The organism is Nocardioides dilutus (assembly GCF_054779555.1).
Genome location: NZ_BAAGYA010000003.1, coordinates 586,470 through 606,863 on the forward strand (window position 1 = coordinate 586,470; position 20,394 = coordinate 606,863).

A 20,394-nucleotide genomic window follows, 5' to 3' on the forward strand; every position below is an offset into this window, starting at 1 on the left:
GCCGATCCCAGGAGCCCCCATGTCATTCGTGGAGTCGCAGTTCGCCGAGCGTCACATCGGGCTGCGCAGCGCCGACATCGACCACATGCTCGAGGTGGTCGGCCACGAGTCGCTCGACGGGCTGATGTCCGCGGCGGTCCCCGGAGGCATCAGGACGGCCGCGTCACTGGAACTGCCACACGCCGCGACCGAGGAGGCCGTCGCCGCCGAGCTCAGAGGTCTGGCCGCGCGCAACCGGGTCGCCGAGCCGATGATCGGCCTGGGCTACCACGGCACGCTGACCCCGCCGGTCATCCGGCGCAACGTGCTCGAGGACCCGAGCTGGTACACCGCCTACACGCCGTACCAGCCGGAGATCTCGCAGGGCCGGCTCGAGGCGCTGCTCAACTTCCAGACCGTCGTCGGCGACCTGACGGGGCTGCCGATCGCCAACGCGTCCCTGCTGGACGAGGGCACCGCGGCTGCGGAGGCGATGACGCTGATCCGCCGCGGCAACCGTAAGGCGGCCGGCCCCTTCGTCGTCGACGCCGACGCACTGCCGCAGACCATCGAGGTCGTGCGCACCAGGGCCGATGCGATGGGGATCGACGTCGTGGTGGCCGACCTCGCCGAGGGGCTGCCCGAGGGCGAGCTCTGTGGGGTCCTGCTGCAGTATCCCGGTGCCTCAGGCCGGGTCATCGACCCGCGGCCGGTCATCGAGGAGGCGCACGCCCGCGACGGGCTGGCGGTGGTCGCCGCCGACCTGCTCGCCCTGACGCTGCTCGAGGCCCCCGGAGCGTTCGGTGCGGACGTCGTGGTCGGGTCGACCCAGCGCTTCGGTGTGCCCCTCTTCTACGGCGGTCCGCACGCCGGCTACATGGCCGTCGCGGCCGGGCTCGAGCGACACCTGCCCGGGCGGCTGGTCGGCGTGTCGGTCGACGCCGAGGGGCGGCCGGCCTACCGCCTCGCACTGCAGACCCGCGAGCAGCACATCCGCCGCGACAAGGCGACCTCCAACATCTGCACCGCGCAGGTGCTGCTGGCCGTCGTGGCCTCGATGTACGCCGTCTACCACGGACCCGACGGCCTCAAGGCGATCGCGGGCCGGGTCCACGACCTGGCCGCCCGCGCCGCGGCATCGCTCTCGGGCGCTGGGCTGACGGTCCTGACCGACCGGTTCTTCGACACGTTCCGGGTGTCCGTCCCCGGCCGCGCCGCGGAGGTCGTGGCCGTCGCCCGCGCGGAGGGCCTGCACCTGCTCCTGGTCGACGACGACACCGTGGGCTTGTCCTTCTCCGAGGTGAGCACGGCCGCCACGCTGCGCAAGGTGCACGCCGCGTTCGGGGTCACGCCCCAGCGGACCGAGCCTGCGGACGCGCTCCCCGGCGACCTGGTCCGCAGCACCCCCTTCCTCACCCACGAGGTGTTCTCCAGCCACCACAGCGAGACCCAGATGCTGCGCTACCTGCGGCGGCTGTCCGCCCGTGACTATGCACTGGACCGCGGGATGATCCCGCTCGGCTCGTGCACCATGAAGCTCAACGCGACCACGGAGATGGAGCCGGTCTCGCTGCCGGGGTTCGCCGACCTGCACCCGTTCGCCCCGGCCGAGGACGCGCAGGGCTACGCCGAGCTCGTCGGCCAGCTGGAGTCATGGCTGGCCGAGGTGACCGGCTACGACTCGGTCTCGATCCAACCCAACGCCGGCTCCCAGGGCGAGCTCTCCGGCCTGTTGGCCATCCGGGCCTACCACCGCGCCAACGGCGACCACGCCCGCAACGTCTGTCTCATCCCGTCGTCGGCGCATGGCACCAACGCCGCCTCCGCGGTGATGGCCGGAATGCGCGTGGTCGTGGTCAAGGCGAACGACGACGGGTCGGTCGACCTCGACGACCTGCGCGCGCAGTGCGAGACCCATGCCCAGGACCTCGCGGCGATCATGGTCACTTATCCCTCGACCCACGGTGCCTACGAGAACACGATCAGCGACCTGTGCAAGATCGTCCACGACCACGGGGGACAGGTCTACGTCGACGGCGCCAACCTCAACGCCCTGCTCGGCTACGCCAAACCTGGCGAGTTCGGCGGCGACGTCTCGCACCTCAACCTCCACAAGACGTTCTGCATCCCGCACGGCGGTGGAGGACCGGGCGTCGGCCCGGTCGCGGTGCGCGCCCACCTCGCGCCCTACCTGCCAACCCATGGGATGCACCCCGACCCGGCCAAGCGCGAGGGCATCGGACCGATCAGTGCCGCGCCCTACGGCTCGGCGGGCATCCTGCCCATCTCCTGGGCCTACGTCCGGCTGATGGGCGCCGAGGGGCTGACCCGCGCGACCGCCGTTGCCGTGCTGTCGGCCAACTACGTCGCGGCCCGGCTCGGCGAGCACTTCCCGGTGCTCTACCGCGGCCATGGGGGGCTGGTGGCGCACGAGTGCATCCTGGACGTCCGTGGTCTCACCAAGGACACCGGCGTCACCGTCGACGACGTGGCCAAGCGGCTCATCGACTACGGCTTCCACGCGCCGACGATGTCCTTCCCGGTCGCGGGCACGTTGATGGTCGAGCCGACCGAGTCCGAGGACCTCGGCGAGCTCGACCGGTTCTGCGAGGCGATGATCGCGATCAAGGCGGAGATCGACCGGGTCGGTGCGGGGGAGTGGACTCCCGAGGACTCACCCCTGCGCGGTGCACCGCACACCTCCCGGGCCCTGGTGGGCGAGTGGGACCGCGGCTACTCCCGTGAGCTCGCGGTGTTCCCCACCGGACCGGACCCCGACAAGTACTGGCCGCCGGTGGCACGCATCGATCAGGCCTACGGCGACCGCCATCTGGTCTGCGCCTGCCCGCCCCCGGAGGCCTTCGCCGAGCAGTAGACCGCGATGGTGCAGGGCTGTCCCGCCCGAGCGAGCGCCCCCGATCCGGCCACCCGGAGGGGGCCTGCGCGCCTGGTCCTGCATCCCTACCTGGTCGCCCAGGTCGGGGAGATCGAGCATCTGGACCCACAGGTGCGGCGCGACGGACCGGGTGGGGTCCACGGCATCCGGAAGGCATGTCGCCGCCTCCGGGCCGTGCTGGCCGCGTACGGTCCGCTTCTCGACCGGAGGCAGGCCGAGCCGCTCCGGGCCGAGCTGCGCTGGTTCGCGGGCGAGCTGGGGGAGGCCCGTGACCACGAGGTGGTCCGGACGCGACTAGACCGGCTGCTCGACGAGCAGCCCGACGAGCTGGTGGTCGGTCCGGTGCATGCGCGCCTGCAGGCGTGGGGTGAGGCCGGGACGACCCTGACGCGCCGCGCCGCCTTGGAGGTCCTGGGCTCCGCCAGGTACCACCAGCTCCGGACCGCTCTCGACGGGCTCGTCGACGAGCCCGCCTGGACCGGGCATGCGGAGACGCGTGCCGACCAGGTGCTCCCGCGGCGGATCCGGAAGGAGTGGGTCCGGACCCAACGGGTCCGTCGGGAGACGGAGGACCCGCACGAGCTGCGCAAGGCCGCCAAGCGGCTACGCCACGCGCTCGAGGTCGTCGAGCCGGTCTGGCCGACGCGAGCGGCTGGTCCGCGCGAAGCGGCACAGGCCCTCACCGAGGTCCTGGGCGCGCGACAGGACACGGTGACCGCCCGGTCAGCCTTGGTGGTCCTCTCCCGTGCTGCCTCGAGCGCCGGGGAGGACACGTTCACCTACGGGCGCCTCCACGCGGAGGAGGAGCGCAACGAGGCCTCGCTGCTCGCCCAGGCTCGGAGCGCCTGGCGCGACCTCGAGGCCGCCATGGACCTCGCTGACTGGTGACCCCCGCGAGGATCAGACGCCCGCGTCCCACAGACGGGCCACCCGAGGGCCGAACCGTCCAGCCGCGGGCGGGGTGGTGCCGGGCGGCAACACGATGTTCTCGATCTTGCCCCGGACGAGGAACTCGCCCTTGCGGGTGAGCGCGATCCAGTCGATGCGGGTGCGGCGCACGGTGAGGATGACCGAGCTGTTCCTGGCGATCCTGACGACGCCATCGGGGTTGGGCTCCTTGAACGAGCCGTAGAGGAAGCGGATCTTGAAGTCCGCCGGGTTCTTCACCTTGATCTTGCCGGGCTTGCCGGGCAGCGCCTTCGCGGTGATCGCCGGCGGCTCGTTGATGGTCAGGGTGATCGTGCCGGCGACCAGCGTCTCGAAGTCGCAGGCGTAATAGGTGAACGTGTAGGTGCCGGGCTTGGCCCTCGTGCCCGAGATGAGCAGCAGCGTCTCGCTCGGCTGGCCCTCCTCGTCGAACCCGGCGATCAGGCTGACCCGCTTGTAGCTCGACTCGGCGATCCGGCAGATGGCCAGGTCGTCGCCGTCGGCGTCCGTGTCGTTGGCCAGCGGCGCGACCTCGACGATGTTGCCGGGGTACATCGAGGCAGTGTCGGCAACGGTGACCGGTGCCGCCGCCTGGGCCGGCGCGGCGAGCACCACCAAGCCGAGGGCCGAGGTGGCGATGGTCAGCAAGATGGCGGCGGCACGACGGCTCCGGGTCATGGGCGGAGCCTAACCCGCTACTGGGCCGGGGAGACGCTCGACATGTTGAAGTCGGGCACCCGGATCGCGGGAGTCGCCGTGCGGGAGAAGTAGTCGTCGCCCCACTCCCGGCTGAAGCTGGGCACCGTGGCCGACGCGTGCGAGAACCGGCGGAGCAGGTCGACCGGGCTCTCGTTCCAGCGGAAGTTGTTGACCACCCCCACGATCTCGCCACGTTCGACCTTGTAGACACCGTCGCGGGTGAGGCCGGTCAGGAGCAGGGTCTGCGGGTCCACTTCCCGGATGTACCAGAAGCACGTGACCAGGAGCCCGTCGTCCATGCCCGCCACCAGATCGTCGACCGAGCCGCTCCCGCCGTCGATGTCGAGCACGAGGTTGTCGATCGCAGGGGTGACCGGCTGGCTCGTCATCGACGCGGAGTGCCGGGTCTGCACCAGGGAGGTCAGCTCGCCCCCGCGGATCCAGTCGGTGCGCTCGAGTCCGATGCCGTTGTCGAACACCGAGCTCTCGTTGGACGAGGACGCCGCCATCGCGAACGGTGCGCACTCCAGCCCGGGGAACGCCGGGTCGGAGTAGAGGGTGACCTCCGGTCGGGTGATGACCTCGCCGATCCGGGTGCCCGTCGGGCGGCGGCTGTAGACCGACTGCCCCTCCCAGGCGACCCGCGCGCCGGCGTACCAGTAGGCGTCGATCATCACGTCGGCGACCGAGCTGGGCGGGAGGATCGTGTCGTAGCGGCCCGCCTCGAGATGGAGGCGGTGCTTGCCCCAGCCGAGCCGCTGGGCCAGCGCCGCGTCGAAGGCGAGCGGGTCGACGTCGGCGAAGTCGCGGGTGGCCCCGCCCACCCAGGCGCTCTGGCTCAGGTCCGCCGGCTTGCCGGTGCAGGCCCAATGGCCGGTGGGCTGGACGTGGCGCAGCCGCAGACCGGTGGACGACCCGAGGTAGGTGGTGGTGACCTCGTGGTTGACGAACCCGTAGAGCACCCGACCCTCGGCACTCGCGCGTCCGAACGCCTCGCCGAGCGCGGGGGCGAACTCGTCGTAGACAGTGATGTCGGTGCGCCCCGGCCCGAGGTCCCAGTCGCCCGACTGGCGGTCCCGGACGAGCTCGGCCGCGTCCTCGGCCGGACCGGCCGCCCGGGCGGCGGCGTACGCCGCCTCGACGAGCTCGGTGACCTGGGCCTGCGTGCTTGCGCTGCCGCTGACCGAACCGACCGAGGTTCCTCCGGCATCTGCGCCAGCGCGGTGGACGAAGGCAATGACGGTCACCTGGATGCCGTGCATCACGCCGTTGGTGGTGAGGGTGTTGTTGGCCCAGCGCAGGTTGGCGCTGGTGGCGTCGCGGACGATGACGACGGTGTCGTCGGCGACCGATGTGGCGAGCGCGTGCTCGACCAGGGACTGCGGCGTGACTGGGCTGCTGGCGATGGCGGAGCTCACTGGCCGCCCTCCTCGGTGGTGTTGAGGATCCGGATGTCGCGGAACAGGCAGACCGGTGCGCCGTGGCTCACCGCCGCGACCTGCCCGGGCTGGGCCTTGCCGCAGTTGAAGGCACCGTGCAGCTCCCACGTGTCCGGGCCGCCGACGGCCTCCATGGCGCCCCAGAAGTCCGTCGTGGTGGCCTGGTAGGCGACGTCGCGCACCTGGCCGACGAGCTCGCCCTTCTCGATCCGGTAGAACCGCTGGGCGGTGAACTGGAAGTTGAAGCGCTGCATGTCGATCGACCACGACTTGTCGCCCACGACGTAGAGGCCGTGCCCGACGCTGCTGATCAGCTCCTCGCAGCTGGGACCGTCGGGAGCCGGCTGGAGCGAGACGTTGGCCATCCGCTGGATGGGGATGTGCCCGGGGGAGTCGGCGTAGGCGCAGCCGTTGGAGCGGCCCGCGTTGAGTTCCGGTTTCATGTGTCCCATCGGACGGTCGAGCTGGTAGCCGACCAACACCCCGTTCCGCACGATGTCCCATGACTGGGTCTGGACGCCCTCGTCGTCGTAGCCGACCGTCGCGAGCCCGTGCTCGATGGTGCGGTCGCCGGTCACGTTCATCACCCGCGAGCCGTACTGGAGCGTGTTCAGCTTGTCGTAGGTCGCGAACGAGGTGCCGGCGTAGTTGGCCTCGTAGCCGAGGGCCCGGTCCAGCTCGGTGGCGTGGCCGATCGACTCGTGGATGGTGAGCCACAGGTTGGAGGGATGGATCACCAGGTCGTAGCGCCCGGCCTCGATGCTGGGTGCCTTGAGCTTTTCGGCGAGCAGCTCCGGAACCTCGTCGAGCTCGACGTCCCAGTCGTAGCCGCCGGCCGAGGCGGGGTCGGTGAGGTACTCCCATCCCTTGCCGACCGGGGGCGCGATGCTGGACATCGAGTCGAACGTGTCGGCGCCGGCGCCCATGGCCTCGAACGTCGGGTGGATGCGGATCCGCTGCTGGGTCGTCGTCGTCCCGGCCAGGTCGGCGTAGTACTTGTTCTCCTGGACCTGCTGTGCGGAAGCGGAGGCGTGGTCGACCGCGGCGCCCTGGCGCAGCCGGTCGGTCCAGTCCACGAGCAGGTCGACCTTCTCCGCGGTCGGCACGTCGAGCGGGTTGACGACGTACGACGAGACCCAGGTGACGTCGTCGTAGACCGGCTCGGGCGCGAGCTCGACCGGAACGGTCGTCATCTCTGCGGCGACCGCGGCGACCGCGACCGCGCGCTCGGCGAGCCGCACGGCCTCGTCGTTGGTGAGGATGACGCCGGAGGCGAAGCCCCAGGCTCCGCGGTGGATCACCCGGACCGCGAAGCCCAGGTCCTCGGTGTCGCTCGCGCCCTGGAGCGCGCCGTCGCGGACCCCGACGTGCTGGTAGCGCACCCGCTCGAAACGGAAGTCCGCGTGGGTGACACCGAGCTCCTGCGCGCGGGCGAGTGCGGCGGCCCCCAGCTCGCGGTAGGGCAGCGCGGTGAAGGTGGGGTCGATCTCCGGCATGCGCCCGAACCTATCCCGTGCCTGATCGATGTCGCGCGGCCATTAGGTTTGGCTCCATGGCGGCTCCCGCGTGGCTCGGCATCGGTGCCCAGCGCAGCGGGACGACGTGGTTCACCGATCTCCTGACCCAGCACCCGCAGGTCGGTCTCGGCACCAACGGCAAGAAGGAGCAGCACCTGCTCCACAAGGTCGCCGACGGCCGCGAGCCGGCCGCGGCCTACCTCGACCTGTTCCCGGACGACGGCGTGATGCGGGGGGAGTGGACCCCCCAGTCGCTGCGACACGCCTCCGCCCCGGCCGCGGCCGCGCGCCACGTGCCGGACTCGCTCGTGCTGGTCCTGCTGCGTGAGCCGGTGGAGCGCTTCAGGTCTGCGATGCGGCTGCACGCGACGCGGCTCGCGGCAACGGGGAAGTCGTCGTGGCCCTACCCCGTGCCGATCACGGTGCAGACCTGGACCGGCTTCTACGCCGACCAGCTGGCGGCGTGGGCGCACCACGTCGGGCGCGACCGGATGCGGGTCATGGTCTACGAGACGGTCCGCGCCGACCCGCAGACCCACGCCGACGCCGTCTGGCGGTCCCTCGGCCTGGAGCCGGTGCCGCTCCACGACGTCGACAGCGCCTCCGGGTCGAGCAGCCGCGCGGACTGGGACTGGCCGGAGGGGCTGAAGGAGTCGCTCGAGGTCCTCTACGCGCCGCAGCGCGCGCGTCTCACCGACGAGTGGGGCCTCGACCTCAGCGCGTGGCAGACACACCAGTAGCGACCCAGGTCCAGGCGGTCACCTCGAACGGGCCGTCGCCGAGCCGCGCCCGGCACCGCTCGCGGAGCGCGGCCACCTCTTCGGGCGTCCGGGTCGCGAGGTAGTCGCCGACCGAGCCGGCCGGCGAGAGGTAGGGCGTCCACCACTCCTCGAACGAAGCCATCGGCACGGTGACGGACAGCTCGCCGCCGTGGACGTCGGTGAGACCGGCGTCCTCGAACATCTGCTCCAGCTCGCCCTGGTGTGAGCCGGCCGAGGCCTCGGCGACACCACCGGGATCGAGCTCCTCCACCGCCGACCAAAACGGCGTGAGGGGTCCACGCCCGCCGGGGTGGTCCCAGACGCTGGCGGCCACCAACGCGCCAGGCTTCGCCACCCGGTGCATCTCGCGCAGCCCGCGCGCGGGGTCGCGCATGAAGTGCACGACGAGCTGCGCCAGCACCGCGGCGTAGGAAACGTCCGGCCAGGGCAGCTCCTCGGCCGAGCCCTGCCGGACGTCGACCCCCGGCAGCCGGGCTCGGGCGGCCTCGACGAAGGCGGGGGTCGGGTCGATCGCGTCGACCCGGTCGGCGCCGTACTGCTCGACGAGGACCGCGGTCAGCACCCCCGGGCCGCAGCCCACGTCGAGCACCCGGCCGTCCGGCGGGAGGTCGACCAGGTCGGCGAACGCCGGGGCGAGCGGCTCGGAGAACCGGCCCATGAAGCGGGCGTAGGAGTCAGCGTCGCTGAATGCCACGTCAGGACCCTACGGCGGACTCCCCGTCCTGTCCCCGGTCGCTGTCGGCCTCGGGGGCGACCAGCTCCTCGAGGTCGGGGTCGGTGCGCCACAGGGAGAGCATGGGCTCGACTCTCGCCGCGTCCTCGACGAGCTCGGGGGCCTGGATCTGGCGAACGCCGCGGTCCACGGGGTCGACCGACTTCAGCTCCTTGTCAGCGACCTTGAGGTCCCGCATCTTGCGGGCCTGAGGGAGGACCCGACCCTCGACCGTGCCGATCGTCTCGTTGTAGGCCTTCACCGTCCGGTCGAGGGCACGGCCGAGGGTGTCGAACCTGTTGCCCATCACGCCGAGGCGTTCGTAGAGCTCGCGTCCCAGGCGAGCGACTTCTGCGGCATCCTCGGCAAGCGCCGCCTGCTTCCAGCCGTAGGAGATCGCACGCAGCATCGCGATCAGCGTCGTCGGGGTGGCGATGACGACATCCCTCGTCGCCGCGTATTCGTAGAGGTCGGGCATCTGGTCGAGCGCGGCGGAGAAGAAGCCCTCGTTGGGAAGGAAGAGCACGACGAACTCCGGCGATCCCGCGGCCTTCCAGTACTGCTTGCCGGAAAGGCCGTCGACGTGGCCACGCACGTGCTTGGCGAAGCTGCTCAGGAAGGCCGCCTTCGCATGCTCGTCGGCGGTCTCGGCCGCATCGAGGAACGCGCTGAGCGGCACCTTGGAGTCGACGACGACGTGCTTGCCCTCGGCGAGGTGCACCACCATGTCGGGGCGCTGGGTCTGGCCGTCCGACTGGCCTGTCACCTGCAGGTCGAAGTCGCAACGCTCGACCATGCCCGCCAGTCTCGCGACGTTCCGGAGCGTCGTCTCGCCCCAGGCGCCGCGGACCTGGGGCTTGCGGAGCGCCGTGACGAGCGTCTGGGTCTCGCGGCGGACGGCTTCGCCCGTCTCCCGCACGGCGGTGACCTGGGCCTGGAGCGCGGTGGTCATCGCGACCCGCTCCTTCTCCACCTGGGTGAGTCGAGCCTGGAACTGCTCCAGGCTCGCCCTGACTGGAGCGAGCACCTGCTCGGTGGCCTCGAGCCGGTGGGCGGTCAGCTCGTTGACCGACTTGCCCTGCTGCTCGGCGGTCTGGGCCGACAGCACCTTGAACTGGTCGAGCATCGCCTCACGGTCCGCCGCGATCTCCTGGGCACGCGCTACAGCACCGTCGCGCTCGGCCACCGCCTTGGCCACCTGCGCCTGTGCGTGGGCCACCATCGCCTCGGCCTCAGCCGCGCCCGTGCGCGCCTCGGCGGCCTCGGTGCGGGCCTCGGCCGCGTCAGCACGCGAGTTGGCGAGCTCCTCGCGGGCACGGGCGAGCTCGCGCTCGTCACGGCTCGCGGACTGTTGACGGCCGAGCAGCACACCGACCGCCAGGCCGGCGGCCAGGGCGAGGAGCAGGAGAAGCGGTGTGGTCATGCAGGCATCGTCACCCACAGCACCGACAGAACCCTGGATCCCACGCCCAACCACGTGCGTGGGTCGTTGAGCCGGACGTTCATGCCGCACAATGTCCGCCGGGCGGCCCCTTTGCCCGCGCGGCGACCCGAGTCCGGAAGGTCGAGAGGCGAACTAGATGCGGGCAATCCTGCTGAGCAGTGGACTGGCAGTGGTCGTCTCCCTGTTCGGGACCCGACTCGCCATCGGTTGGTTCACGAGCCACGGCTTGGGTCAGCCGATCAGGGACGACGGACCCACGACACATCACATCAAACGGGGCACGCCGACCATGGGCGGCCTGGTGATCCTGATGAGCGCCACGGCTGCCTACGTCGTCGCCACAATGGTGACCGGTGGTCGGCCCAGCGCCAGCGTCGGGCTCCTCCTGCTCCTGTTCCTCGGCTGTGGAGTGGTGGGGTTTCTCGACGACTTCATCAAGGTCTACACCCAGAACAACCAGGGCCTGGCCAGTCGCGCGAAGATGGCGGGACAGACGGTGGTCGCCCTCGGGTTCGGGATCCTGTCGACTAGCTTCTTTGCCGATGAACGAGGCATCAGGCCCGCATCGCAGTACATCTCGACGACTCACGACTGGGGGTTCAAGCTGCCCCTGGTCGTGGTCCTAGTGGTGATCTGGTTCATCGTGACCGCGACTTCCAACGGCGCCAACTTCGCGGACGGCGCCGACGGCTTGCTCGCCGGCAGCTCGGCCATGGTCTTCGGCGCATACACGATCGTGAACTTCTGGCAGAACAACCATCTGTGCGGATCCCTCGAGCCCACTGCGGTGGAGTCCCAGCGCTACCAGGCGCGCGACCCCCTCGACCTCGCGGTCTTCTCAGCAGCCATCGCCATGGCCTGCGTCGGCCTTCTCTGGTGGAACGCCAAACCAGCCCAGATCATCATGGGCGACGTCGGCTCGCTCGCCATTGGAGGTGCTCTGGCCGGCTTGGCGATCATGTCGAGGACCGAGCTCCTCATGACCGTCATCGCGGGATTGTTCGTGCTCGAGATGTTGTCCGTGCTCCTGCAGATGAGCTACTTCAAGCTGACCAGGCGAATCACGGGAACAGGACGCCGGATCTTCCGAATCGCCCCTATCCACCATCATTTCGAGCACCTGGGATGGGACGAGGTCACCGTGGTCATCCGCTTCTGGATCATCGCCGGTCTATGCGTTGTGGCCGGCCTCGGGATCTTCTACGCCGATTGGCTGGGCTGACTCGCCGCGTAGCTGAGCGAGATCCCGTCGTATGTAGCGCAGGTGCGCCCACTCCTCCTCCAGGATCACGCGGATGCAGTCACCGACGCTGGGGCGCCAGTCATCGCCGCCCCACGGGTTCTCGCGTTCTTCCGCGAGCAGCTCCGTCGTGGCCGTGGCCAGGAAGTCGGTCACGATCTGCTGGCGCTCGGCACGCACCGCGAGGATCTCCTCGTACGCCGGCGGGTCTGCCCGGAAGATCGACATGTCGAACCCCATCTCGTCGGCGCCGGTGAAGATCTGGCCGATCTCGTGGAACGGCTGCGGGATCCGCAGGATCCCGCCCCGGAGCCAGGCGTCGGTCGCCAGGATGAGGTGCCGCAGGGTCTCGGCCAAGGACCACTCCTCCTCGACGTGGGCGTCCACGAGGTCCGGCGGCGTACCCGCCACCGTCGTCTCCCACGCTGACTGCACTGCGACCCAACCTTCGCGTAGGCCTTCGGGCGACTGCGCCTTCTGCAGCTCGCGACCCGGGAACTGCCGGTTGAGCTCGGCGTCCACCAGGGGCACCACGTCGATCCCGTTGACAATGAGGCTGCCGAAGAACAGGTCGTGGCTGTCGATGTCGAGTCCGTCCACGTCGACACTGCGCATCGTCACACCGCTGACATCAGAGAACCGCAGGGTGGCGCCCTTGAAGCTGGCCTTGACGAAGGTCGCGCCTTCGAACTCCTTCGTGCCGGTATAGCTCGTCATCGCTCCATCATCACCGGTTGGGACGTCAGCCGACCTGGAGGCGGTGGCGGTCTGTTGTGTCTCAACACATCCGGACGGTCGTTTGACGTGGAATCGAACATATGTTCTAATGAATGAACACGAGCAGCTGGACGGCGTACACCAGGACAAAGAACCGGGCTTTGGCTCCGGACACAGGTCTGAACCTTCTCTCCTTGTCGGAGTGCGCCATGAGCCTCGGCCCCGTTCCCAGCTACGACGCTGGCTCGGAGCGCATGCTCGCCGGGCTGGACGGGCTCGACGTGGCGCAGACCCTGGCCGCAGCGGGGGAGTCCACTGCGGCTCGACACGCTGCCGAGGTCAGGGAGCTCGAGGTCGACCTGCACTTCGCAGCGCTCCACTCCGATGACCCGCAGGCACAGCGGGGGCCGCGCCCGGCACTGAGGGAGGCCGGCCGTCGCGGGATGACGCTGGCCCAGTGGGAGGTGGCTGGCAACAAGCTGGTCCAGCTGTCCGGAGACGGCGCGCCGCCGGTCCAGGACCTGCCGCTGTGTGAGCTGGCGATCGCGCGCGGCATCACCGAGGCCTCGGCCCGCAGCCGGGTTGCTGATGTCCTCGACCTCGCGCACCGGTTGCCCGGCTACTGGGCCGGCCTCCGCCGCGGGCAGGGCGAGGTGTGGGTCGGCCGCAGGATTGCGAGGATGTCGCGCCATCTGGGTCGTGAGCGGGTTCGGATCGTCGACGTCGCGGTGACCGAGGCCATCGACGAGTCCCCGGGCCGGGTCCTGTCGATCGCCGAGGCAGCGGTGCTCCGCGCCGATCCCGAGCACGCGCGGCAGGTGGAGGAGGAACGCCGGCGACGCCGCTGCCTGGTGATCGGCCGCTCCGACGAGGACGGCCTGCGGGCGGTCTTCGCCCGCATCGCCGCCGGGGACGCCGCCTGGCTCGACGCCATGGTCGAGCGGATCGCCGACGCGCTCGAGAGTCGGCCCGACCTGGCCACGTGCGAGACCCGCGACGAGCTGCGCGCCGAGGCGTTCGGCTGGCTGGCGCACCCCGAAGCGGTGATCGCGCTCCTCGACGGCAGCTACGGGCTGGACGAGGAAAGCCCCGAGGCGACACCCGAGTCGACCCGCGTGCCTGGGCCCCGCGTGGTGCTGCACGCCCACCTTTCGCAGGCGGCCGTCGAGGCTCGGCTCCGCGGGTCGGCCGACGGGATCGTGGTCCGCGTCGAGGAGCTCGGCCCGATGCTGCTCGAGACGTTCCTGGCGTTGACCTGCCGCGCCGACTTGACCCTCAAGCCGGTCATCGACCTCAACACCGGCCGCTCGGTCAACCAGTACGAGCACCCCGCCGACGTCAAAGAGCGTGGCCACCTGCGCACCACCGGCGACGTCTTCCCACACGCCCAGAGCCAGTCCCGACGGCTCGACAACGACCACCCCGGCCCCTACGAGCCCAACGGGCCACCGGGCCAGACCGGCGACCACAACCACGCCCCGCTCGGACGCCGACACCACCGGGCCAAGACCCACCAGGCCTACCAGGTCCACCAGCTCGGCCTCGGTCGTTACCTGTGGCGCACGCCCCACGGACTCTGGCGACTTGTCGACGGGTCAGGCACACACGTCGTCCACGCGGAGGCCGGCATCACCCGTCACGGGCGGCCTGAGCCTGCTTCCTGAGCCTGCTTCGTGACGCGTTGCCGGAGCTCTCGCACTCCACCCACGGCTCCCACCAGCGTCATGACGCCGCCGAGGAACCCGATGGCGCCGTTCCAGCCCGCGCTCGACCGCTGCCACAGGGTCGTCGACACGTCGATGCCGGGCAGGGAGGAGACGGCGCTCGTCCGGACCTCTATGTCGCCCACCTGGGCCACGGCCTCGACCTCGACAGTCACGGAGATCCGGTCGGCCTCACCGGCAACCACGGTCACGGACTGCTGCCAGCGGTCGCCGCTCCCTACCGTGATCGACCGGTCGCTGCACTCGGGGCCGTCCAGCTCCGCGCCGCGAACCCTGGTGCAGGTCGTGACCGAGACGATGCGGTCGGTCTGGGGGCTGGTCGCGATCGGCGGGATGGTGAGGTCGAGGACGAACTCGGTCTCGTCGCCGCGATCGAGCCGCCGTGGCTGGTCGGACGCGTCCACCTCGAGGCCGGCCACCATTCCTCGCAGGCCTTCGTGGAGGAGCACGGCCTCCTGGTTGTCGGTGACGTAGATGGAGGCTCTGCCCAGGCTGACCTGGGGCGGGGCGACGAACTCGTAGTCGTAGACCCCGGCAGGCAGTGACGCGCGCCATCGCCGTGCGTCGGTCTGGATGACCTCCGCCTCGGAGTCCGGGAAGATCCGCAGGGAGAGCCGCTCGCAGCTGGCCGGCAGTGACTCGGGCGCGGACACGTCGAACGGCGTGTCCGGGGACACCTCCAGGTCCGGCAGGTCCACCGGAGCGGCCTTCTCGCAGTCGGACGGCGGTCCCGTCGTGGGCGGCGCCGCGTCGCCGTCGCCGTCCTGGGCCGCGAGGAACACCGAGAGCAGGATCAGCACGCCGGCGACCAGCAGGACGCTCGCGCCGAACAGACGCCAGCGGGGGGTCCGTCGGCTGCTGTCCGGTTCGCTCATGGGCGCCTCCAGGCCTAGGTGTAGCGGACGGTCCGGTCGGCCGAGGTGAACCCATAGACGGCCAGGCCGGCGCGGCGTGCCAGGTCGACCGCGAGCGAGGTCGGAGCACCGACCGCGACCAGCGTGCCCACGCCGGCCGCGACGGCCTTCTGCACCAGCTCGAAGCCGGCCCGGCCGCTCACGACCAGGCATGCCTCGGCGGGGGAGAGGCCCGCCAGGACCCGCGCGCCGGTCACCTTGTCCACCGCGTTGTGTCGGCCGACGTCCTCACGGACGACCAGCACCTCGCCGTCTGCGGTGGCGAGGGCGGCTGCGTGCACTCCGCCGGTCCGGTCGAAGACGGGCTGGTGTGCTCTCACGAGGTCCGGCAGGCGGCGTACGACGTCCGGCTCGGGCAGCGGGCCAGGCCAGCGAGCGGCTCCCGGCGTCGCGAGCGCCTCGGCGATGCTGTCCTTGCCGCAGACGCCGCAGGCCGACGACCCGCTCGAGACGGCCTCGTGCCGGTGGCCCGGGTCCCGAAGGGGTGCGCCATCGAGGGTGACCGTGACGACGTTGAACTGCTCGTCCTCGGTCAGCTCCTGATCGGTGCAGTATGCGACCGTGTGGACCATCGCGGCGAGGCCCTCGTGCCGGACCCACCCGGCAGCCAGCTCGAAGTCGTGGCCCGGGGTCCGCATCGTCACCCACACCCGGCGGGCCGTCGCGCCCGGCCACGCGAGGCGGATCTCCAGCGGTTCCTCGGTCGCGAGCCGGTCCTCGTGCTGCCGTTGCGCCTCATCGGTGACAACGGTGACGGTGGTCCGGACCGCGGGTTTGCGCGTGCTCATCGGTGTTCACTCATGGGGGAAGGCGCGCCGCACGGCCAGCAGTCGCTCCAGCTCGGCGGCCTGGTCGGCCAGGCGACGGCGCAGTGACAGGTCCAGGGAGCCGTCCGCCACCAGCGCCTGCGCCTTGGCCAACGTCTCGTCCTCGAGGGAGGTGGTCGGGAAGAAGTACTGCGCGGCGTCGGCGAGCATCCAGCCGCTGCGCACCTGCACGGTCTCGGGGAGATCGGCGAAGTATCTGTCGACGTACGACGCGGTGACGGCCTCCTGGCCGCCGCGCCACAGGCCGATCCCGGCCGCCGTCAGCTCGTAGTTGGCCACCTCGGTCTCGCCGGTGAAGCAGGACCACGCCCAGGCCTTGGCCTCCAGTGTCGGCAGGGAGGCCCGGGCCTTGGCGTGGCTGACCTGGGCTTCACCGGTCGGCTCGGAGGCGAGCTCGGTGTCGAGCCGGTCGAGGTCGACGGCCCCCAGCGTGGCCAGGCGCACCAGGATCCGCCACCTCAGGTCGACGTCGAGGGCGATCCCCTGGGGCAGGTTGGCGCCCCCGGCCCACAGCTCGAGTGCCCCGCTGTCGACGGCGGTGGAGACGACGGTGCGGAACGCCGCGAGCTGCTGGCCGGATCCGGGCTGTGTGGCCTCGGTCTTCGCTACCGCTGCCGCGTGAACCCGGCTGAGCGCGTCGACGCCGGCCAACGGGACGACCGAGCCCAGCAGCCAGCGCATCGTGCGTCGTTCGGAGTCCTCGGTGTCCTCGACCGGCAGGCTGGCCACAGCGACGTCGAGGACGTCCGCAGGGTCCAGTGCACCGTGGTGGTAGCCGCTGCGTAGGTTGTCCCAGATCCCAGCGCGCAGCAGGTCGTCCTCGACGTTCGGGAGGAGGTCGACCAGGGCGCGCACCGTGGTCGCGTCGGGGACGGAGGCGACCCAGCTCTCGACGTAGGCGTCGAGGATGACCGCACTGTTCTCCGGAAGTTCACCGAACGGGGTCTCGGGAGAGTCGAGCTCCAACGTCCGGTCGGTCCACACGCCCTCCACGCCCACTGCGGCCCGGATCGTGTGCGGCCGGTCGGCCGGGTGTGCGGCCGGCGGCGTACGGCGCACCACACCGGCCGCGCGGTCGAGCGTCAGCGCGTCCGGGCCGGCCGTGCGCAGCCAGTTGGTGGTGAAGTCGTCGAGCTCGCCGGCACCGGCCCGCTCCCAGCTCTCGAAGAGATCGAGCATCGTCGCGTTGCCGAACCGGTGCCGGGTCAGGTGGTCGATGACGCCGTCGAAGAAGACCTGGTCGCCCAAGGACGCGTTGAGCTGCTTGAGGATGCTCGAGCCCTTGGCGTAGGAGATGCCGTCGAAGTCCTGCAGCGCGGCCGACGCGTCGAAGGCGCCGTTGCCGGCGACCGGGTGGGTACTCGGCCCCTGGTCCGCGATCAGTCCCCACTGACGCCGCGCGTAGGTCATGTCGGTCCACACGTCGGCAAACTCGGTGACGTCGGCGGTGACCCGGTTGCCGAGGTATTCGGCGAACGACTCGTTGAGCCAGAGGTCGTCCCACCACGACGGCGTCACGATGTCCCCGAACCACTGGTGCGCCATCTCGTGGGCGATCGTGGCGGCGCGGGCGATGTGAAGGGCTCGGGTTGCCCGGCTCGAGAAGACCAGCGGGTCGCGGAAGGTCACGCAACCCGGGTTCTCCATCGCACCGGCGTTGAACTCAGGCACGAACGCCTGGTGGTAGTCACCGAACGGGTACCGGATACCGAACAAGCGGTGCAGCTCGTCGAAGGACTGCTTGGTGACCGTCAGGATTTCCTCGGCGTCCTTGTCGAGCGCCGACGCGAGGCTTAGCCGGGAGCTGAGACCGAGGGGGATGCCGTCGTGCTCGTCACGGATGACGTGGTAGGGCCCCGCCACCAGGGTCACGAAGTAGGTGGAGAGCGGGGGAGTGGGGGCGAAGTCCCAGCGCGAGATGCCGTCGCCCGCCGAGACCGGCTCCACCGCCGCGGCGTTGCAGATCACCACCCAGTCCGACGGCGCGGTCACGTGCATCGTGTACGGCGCCTTGAGGTCCGGCTGGTCGAAGCAGGCGAAGATGCTCGGGGCGGCGTCCATGAAGCTCATGCCATAGACGTAGGCCAGGCCGTCGGCGGGGTCGACACTGCGATGCAGGCCCTCGCCGTCGCGACGGAACGCCATCGTCGCCTCCACCACGAGCTCGTGCTGACCCTGCGGCAGGTCCAGCGGAAATCGGCCGCGCTCCAGCAGGTCGACGTCGAGCGGCCGCCCGTCCAGCCGGACCGCTCGCACCGAGACCGGCTTGAGGTCGAGGAAGGTCGTCCCGCCGTGGCTCTCCAGGGCGATGGTGGTGACCGAGCCGAACGTCGCCTCGTCGCCGGACAGGTCGAGCTCCACGTCGTAGGACGTCACGGCAAGGAGTTCGCGGCGCGCCAGCGCCTCGGTGTGCTGGAGGGAGGCGTACGGCGAGGTCACCGGGTCAGCGTATGTCCGACTCAGAAGTGCCTCTGGGCACCGGGTCAGGACCACGATGGACAGCGAAACGGATACGTGGATGAGTATCCGCAACCATTCCCATTCCCAGCGCGTCTACCGAGCATCAAGGGCACCACCGTGTGAGGGTGACGACCCGTCTCCTCGCCTCGTCCAGAAACAGGAAGGCATCTTCATGTCGTCACCGTCCGTCCGTCGCCGACGCCGCGCGCTCGCCGTACTCACCGCAGCCGGTCTCGTGGCCAGCACGGCGACCGCCACACTCGGCTCCTCCGCTCAGGCGGCCCCCACCAACGACTGCGCGGTGCCGGTCGACGTCTCCACCCTCAACCAAGGTGACCTGGTCGACGGTCTGACCGTCTCCCAGGGTGTGACGCCGGATCCCTTCACCGGCGAGGTCATCGGCGTCCTCAACGACGGCATCGCCCCAGGCCTCGACATGGTCATCGTCGACCTGGACTCACCAGCGATCCAGGCGGCCGGCGGCATCTGGCAGGGGATGTCCGGCTCTCCGGTCTACGACACCAACGGCGACCTCATCGGAGCCGTCGCCTACGGCCTTGCCTGGGGCCCCTCGCCGATCGCGGGGGTGACTCCCTTCGAGGACATGGACGACTACATGGCGGCCGCCAAGCCCCGTGGCGACGTCGACAGCGACATGGCCCAGGCAATCGCCGAGGCCTCGGACGTCACGGCCGCGCAGGCCGAGCAGGGCTTCGAGCCGCTCGGAGTCCCGACCGGTGTGTCCGGCGTGGGCGCGGCCCGGCTCGCCAAGCTGACCCATGCCAAGCGCGCCTACTTCCCCAAGAGCGCCTACGCCGCAGGGCGGGTCACGCCCGGTGTCGCGACCGAGGACGACGTCGAGGCGGGCGGCAACCTGGCCGCGTCCTACTCCTACGGCGACATCACCATGGGCGGCGTGGGCACGGCGACCTCCGTCTGCAACAGCAAGGTCGTGGGCTTCGGGCACCCGATGGACTTCCTCGGTGAGACCTCGATGAGCCTGCACCCGGCCGACGCCCTCTACGTCCAGCCCGACTCGCTCGGTGCGCCGTTCAAGGTGGCGAACTTCGCGGACCCCGTGGGCACCATCAGCGAGGACCACCTGACCGGGATCACCGGCGTGTTCGGTCCGCAGCCAGCCTTCACAACTATCAGCTCCGACGTCAGCTACGCCGGGACCAACCGGCTCGGCAGCTCGAACGTGACGGTGCCCGCCGCCTGGGCATCGGTGACCTTCTACCAGCAGCTCGCCAACCACGATCGGGTCGTCGACGCGATCCGCAAGGGTTCGGAGAGCCAGTCCTGGGTCATCAAGGGCTCCCAGGGTGGGACCCCGTTCACCTTCAGCCACAGCGACCGGTTCACCTCGAGCTACGACATCTCCTTCGACGCGTCCTACGAGCTGGCCGACATCGTCTACCTGCTCAGCAGCGTCGAGGGAATCGACCTGGACAGCGTCGCCGTCGACGGCGACGTCACCAACAGCGCGGCGACCTACTCGGTCGGCGGCAACGAGCAGTTCCGCAAGGGCGAGTGGCACAAGGTCAACAACCGCAACCCGGCCACGGTGCGCGCGGGCCAGCGGCTCCGGCTCCGCGTAGTGCTGCGCGGCAGTGACGGCAGCACCGCCAAGGTGCCCTACTCGTTCAAGATCCCGAAGCGGGCCGCCGGCAACAAGGGCCAGGTCTTCCTGACCGGCGGCAACGACTACTTCTCGGAGGACTTCTTCTACGGCGAGTTCGGTGGGTCGAAGAGCCTGGCGGACATCAAGGGCTACATCGACGGGCTGGTGCGCAACGACGAGATTGCCGCGCAGCTGTTCATCGGGAGCTACCCGAGCGGGCCGGGCGAGGAGGAGTGCATCGGCTGCAAGGGCTCCGGTGAGATCCAGAAGGACACGACCGCCGGTCCGGCGGACAAGGTCGTGAGCGGTTTCAAGCGGCTCAAGATCGTGGTGAAGGCGCCCAAGGCCAAGGGCTGACCCGGGCGCGAACCGGCACTGCGAGGCCCGTTCGGGTGGTGGTGGACGTCACCGCCCGAACGGGCATTCGCGCGCCCTGCGCGAGGTTATGGTGTAAGGGTCGTAACTGCGATCTACTAGTTACATCAGAAACGAG

Annotated in this window: 15 protein-coding genes; 6 read left to right on the top strand and 9 right to left on the bottom strand. The window is 70.3% G+C overall.

The features are described from left to right. Nucleotides 1-19 precede the first annotated feature (19 nt). Together gcvP and ACYVC6_RS18520 are read left to right on the top strand one after the other, a co-directional pair. Nucleotides 20-2,854: an aminomethyl-transferring glycine dehydrogenase gene (gcvP, locus tag ACYVC6_RS18515; RefSeq protein ID WP_460715928.1), complete on the top strand. Its 2,835-nt coding sequence runs from the start codon at nucleotides 20-22 to the stop codon at nucleotides 2,852-2,854. Between the two features lie 6 nt (nucleotides 2,855-2,860). Beyond that, complete coding sequence (locus ACYVC6_RS18520) at nucleotides 2,861-3,763, top strand: CHAD domain-containing protein (protein WP_460715929.1); 903 nt, start codon at nucleotides 2,861-2,863, stop codon at nucleotides 3,761-3,763. A 12-nt stretch (nucleotides 3,764-3,775) separates the two neighbouring features. Here ACYVC6_RS18520 and ACYVC6_RS18525 read toward each other — a convergent pair whose 3' ends face one another. The 3 genes from ACYVC6_RS18525 to ACYVC6_RS18535 are packed head-to-tail and all read right to left on the bottom strand — an operon-like array spanning nucleotide 3,776 to nucleotide 7,436. Next, nucleotides 3,776-4,480 (bottom strand): Ig-like domain-containing protein, encoded by a 705-nt coding sequence (locus ACYVC6_RS18525; RefSeq protein ID WP_460715930.1) that lies wholly within the window; start codon nucleotides 4,478-4,480, stop codon nucleotides 3,776-3,778. 17 nt (nucleotides 4,481-4,497) lie between these two features. Beyond that, nucleotides 4,498-5,919, bottom strand: coding sequence for a metallopeptidase TldD-related protein (locus ACYVC6_RS18530; protein ID WP_460715931.1), 1,422 nt, complete (start codon nucleotides 5,917-5,919; stop codon nucleotides 4,498-4,500). Beyond that, nucleotides 5,916-7,436: a TldD/PmbA family protein gene (locus ACYVC6_RS18535; protein WP_460715932.1), complete on the bottom strand. Its 1,521-nt coding sequence runs from the start codon at nucleotides 7,434-7,436 to the stop codon at nucleotides 5,916-5,918. Before ACYVC6_RS18535 ends, ACYVC6_RS18530 begins: the two co-directional genes overlap by 4 nt. A gap of 56 nt (nucleotides 7,437-7,492) precedes the next feature. On the opposite strand from ACYVC6_RS18535, the gene ACYVC6_RS18540 reads away from it, so the two are divergent. After that, nucleotides 7,493-8,197 (top strand): sulfotransferase, encoded by a 705-nt coding sequence (locus tag ACYVC6_RS18540; protein ID WP_460715933.1) that lies wholly within the window; start codon nucleotides 7,493-7,495, stop codon nucleotides 8,195-8,197. Here the strand turns inward: ACYVC6_RS18540 and ACYVC6_RS18545 are convergent. Further along, entirely contained in the window at nucleotides 8,172-8,933 is a 762-nt protein-coding gene (locus ACYVC6_RS18545; protein ID WP_460715934.1) for a class I SAM-dependent methyltransferase, read from the bottom strand. The two genes, ACYVC6_RS18540 and ACYVC6_RS18545, sit on opposite strands and share 26 nt — an antisense overlap. A 1-nt stretch (nucleotide 8,934) precedes the next feature. Continuing rightward, entirely contained in the window at nucleotides 8,935-10,374 is a 1,440-nt protein-coding gene (locus tag ACYVC6_RS18550; RefSeq protein WP_460715935.1) for a DNA recombination protein RmuC, read from the bottom strand. A 157-nt stretch (nucleotides 10,375-10,531) separates the two neighbouring features. On the opposite strand from ACYVC6_RS18550, the gene mraY reads away from it, so the two are divergent. Continuing rightward, nucleotides 10,532-11,617: a phospho-N-acetylmuramoyl-pentapeptide-transferase gene (mraY, locus tag ACYVC6_RS18555; RefSeq protein WP_460715936.1), complete on the top strand. Its 1,086-nt coding sequence runs from the start codon at nucleotides 10,532-10,534 to the stop codon at nucleotides 11,615-11,617. Here mraY and ACYVC6_RS18560 read toward each other — a convergent pair. Then, on the bottom strand, nucleotides 11,567-12,352 hold the full coding sequence (locus ACYVC6_RS18560; RefSeq protein ID WP_460715937.1) for a DinB family protein: 786 nt from the start codon (nucleotides 12,350-12,352) through the stop codon (nucleotides 11,567-11,569). The two genes, mraY and ACYVC6_RS18560, sit on opposite strands and share 51 nt — an antisense overlap. Nucleotides 12,353-12,561: 209 nt before the next feature. Here ACYVC6_RS18560 and ACYVC6_RS18565 point away from each other — a divergent pair, with 209 nt between their 5' ends. Further along, complete coding sequence (locus ACYVC6_RS18565; protein ID WP_460715938.1) at nucleotides 12,562-14,016, top strand: DUF222 domain-containing protein; 1,455 nt, start codon at nucleotides 12,562-12,564, stop codon at nucleotides 14,014-14,016. Here the strand turns inward: ACYVC6_RS18565 and ACYVC6_RS18570 are convergent. The 3 genes from ACYVC6_RS18570 to pepN are packed head-to-tail and all read right to left on the bottom strand — an operon-like array spanning nucleotide 13,989 to nucleotide 18,256. Next, a complete protein-coding gene (locus ACYVC6_RS18570; protein WP_460715939.1) occupies nucleotides 13,989-14,951 on the bottom strand; it encodes a hypothetical protein in 963 nt (320 codons plus the stop codon). The genes ACYVC6_RS18565 and ACYVC6_RS18570 overlap by 28 nt on opposite strands. Nucleotides 14,952-14,965: 14 nt before the next feature. Beyond that, nucleotides 14,966-15,778, bottom strand: coding sequence for a formate dehydrogenase accessory sulfurtransferase FdhD (locus ACYVC6_RS18575; protein WP_460715940.1), 813 nt, complete (start codon nucleotides 15,776-15,778; stop codon nucleotides 14,966-14,968). Nucleotides 15,779-15,784: 6 nt separating this feature from the next. After that, nucleotides 15,785-18,256 (bottom strand): aminopeptidase N, encoded by a 2,472-nt coding sequence (pepN, locus tag ACYVC6_RS18580; RefSeq protein ID WP_460715941.1) that lies wholly within the window; start codon nucleotides 18,254-18,256, stop codon nucleotides 15,785-15,787. A gap of 193 nt (nucleotides 18,257-18,449) precedes the next feature. Here pepN and ACYVC6_RS18585 point away from each other — a divergent pair, with 193 nt between their 5' ends. Next, nucleotides 18,450-20,258, top strand: a complete 1,809-nt coding sequence (locus ACYVC6_RS18585) for a SpoIVB peptidase S55 domain-containing protein (RefSeq protein WP_460715942.1) — start codon at nucleotides 18,450-18,452, stop codon at nucleotides 20,256-20,258. Nucleotides 20,259-20,394 lie beyond the last annotated feature (136 nt).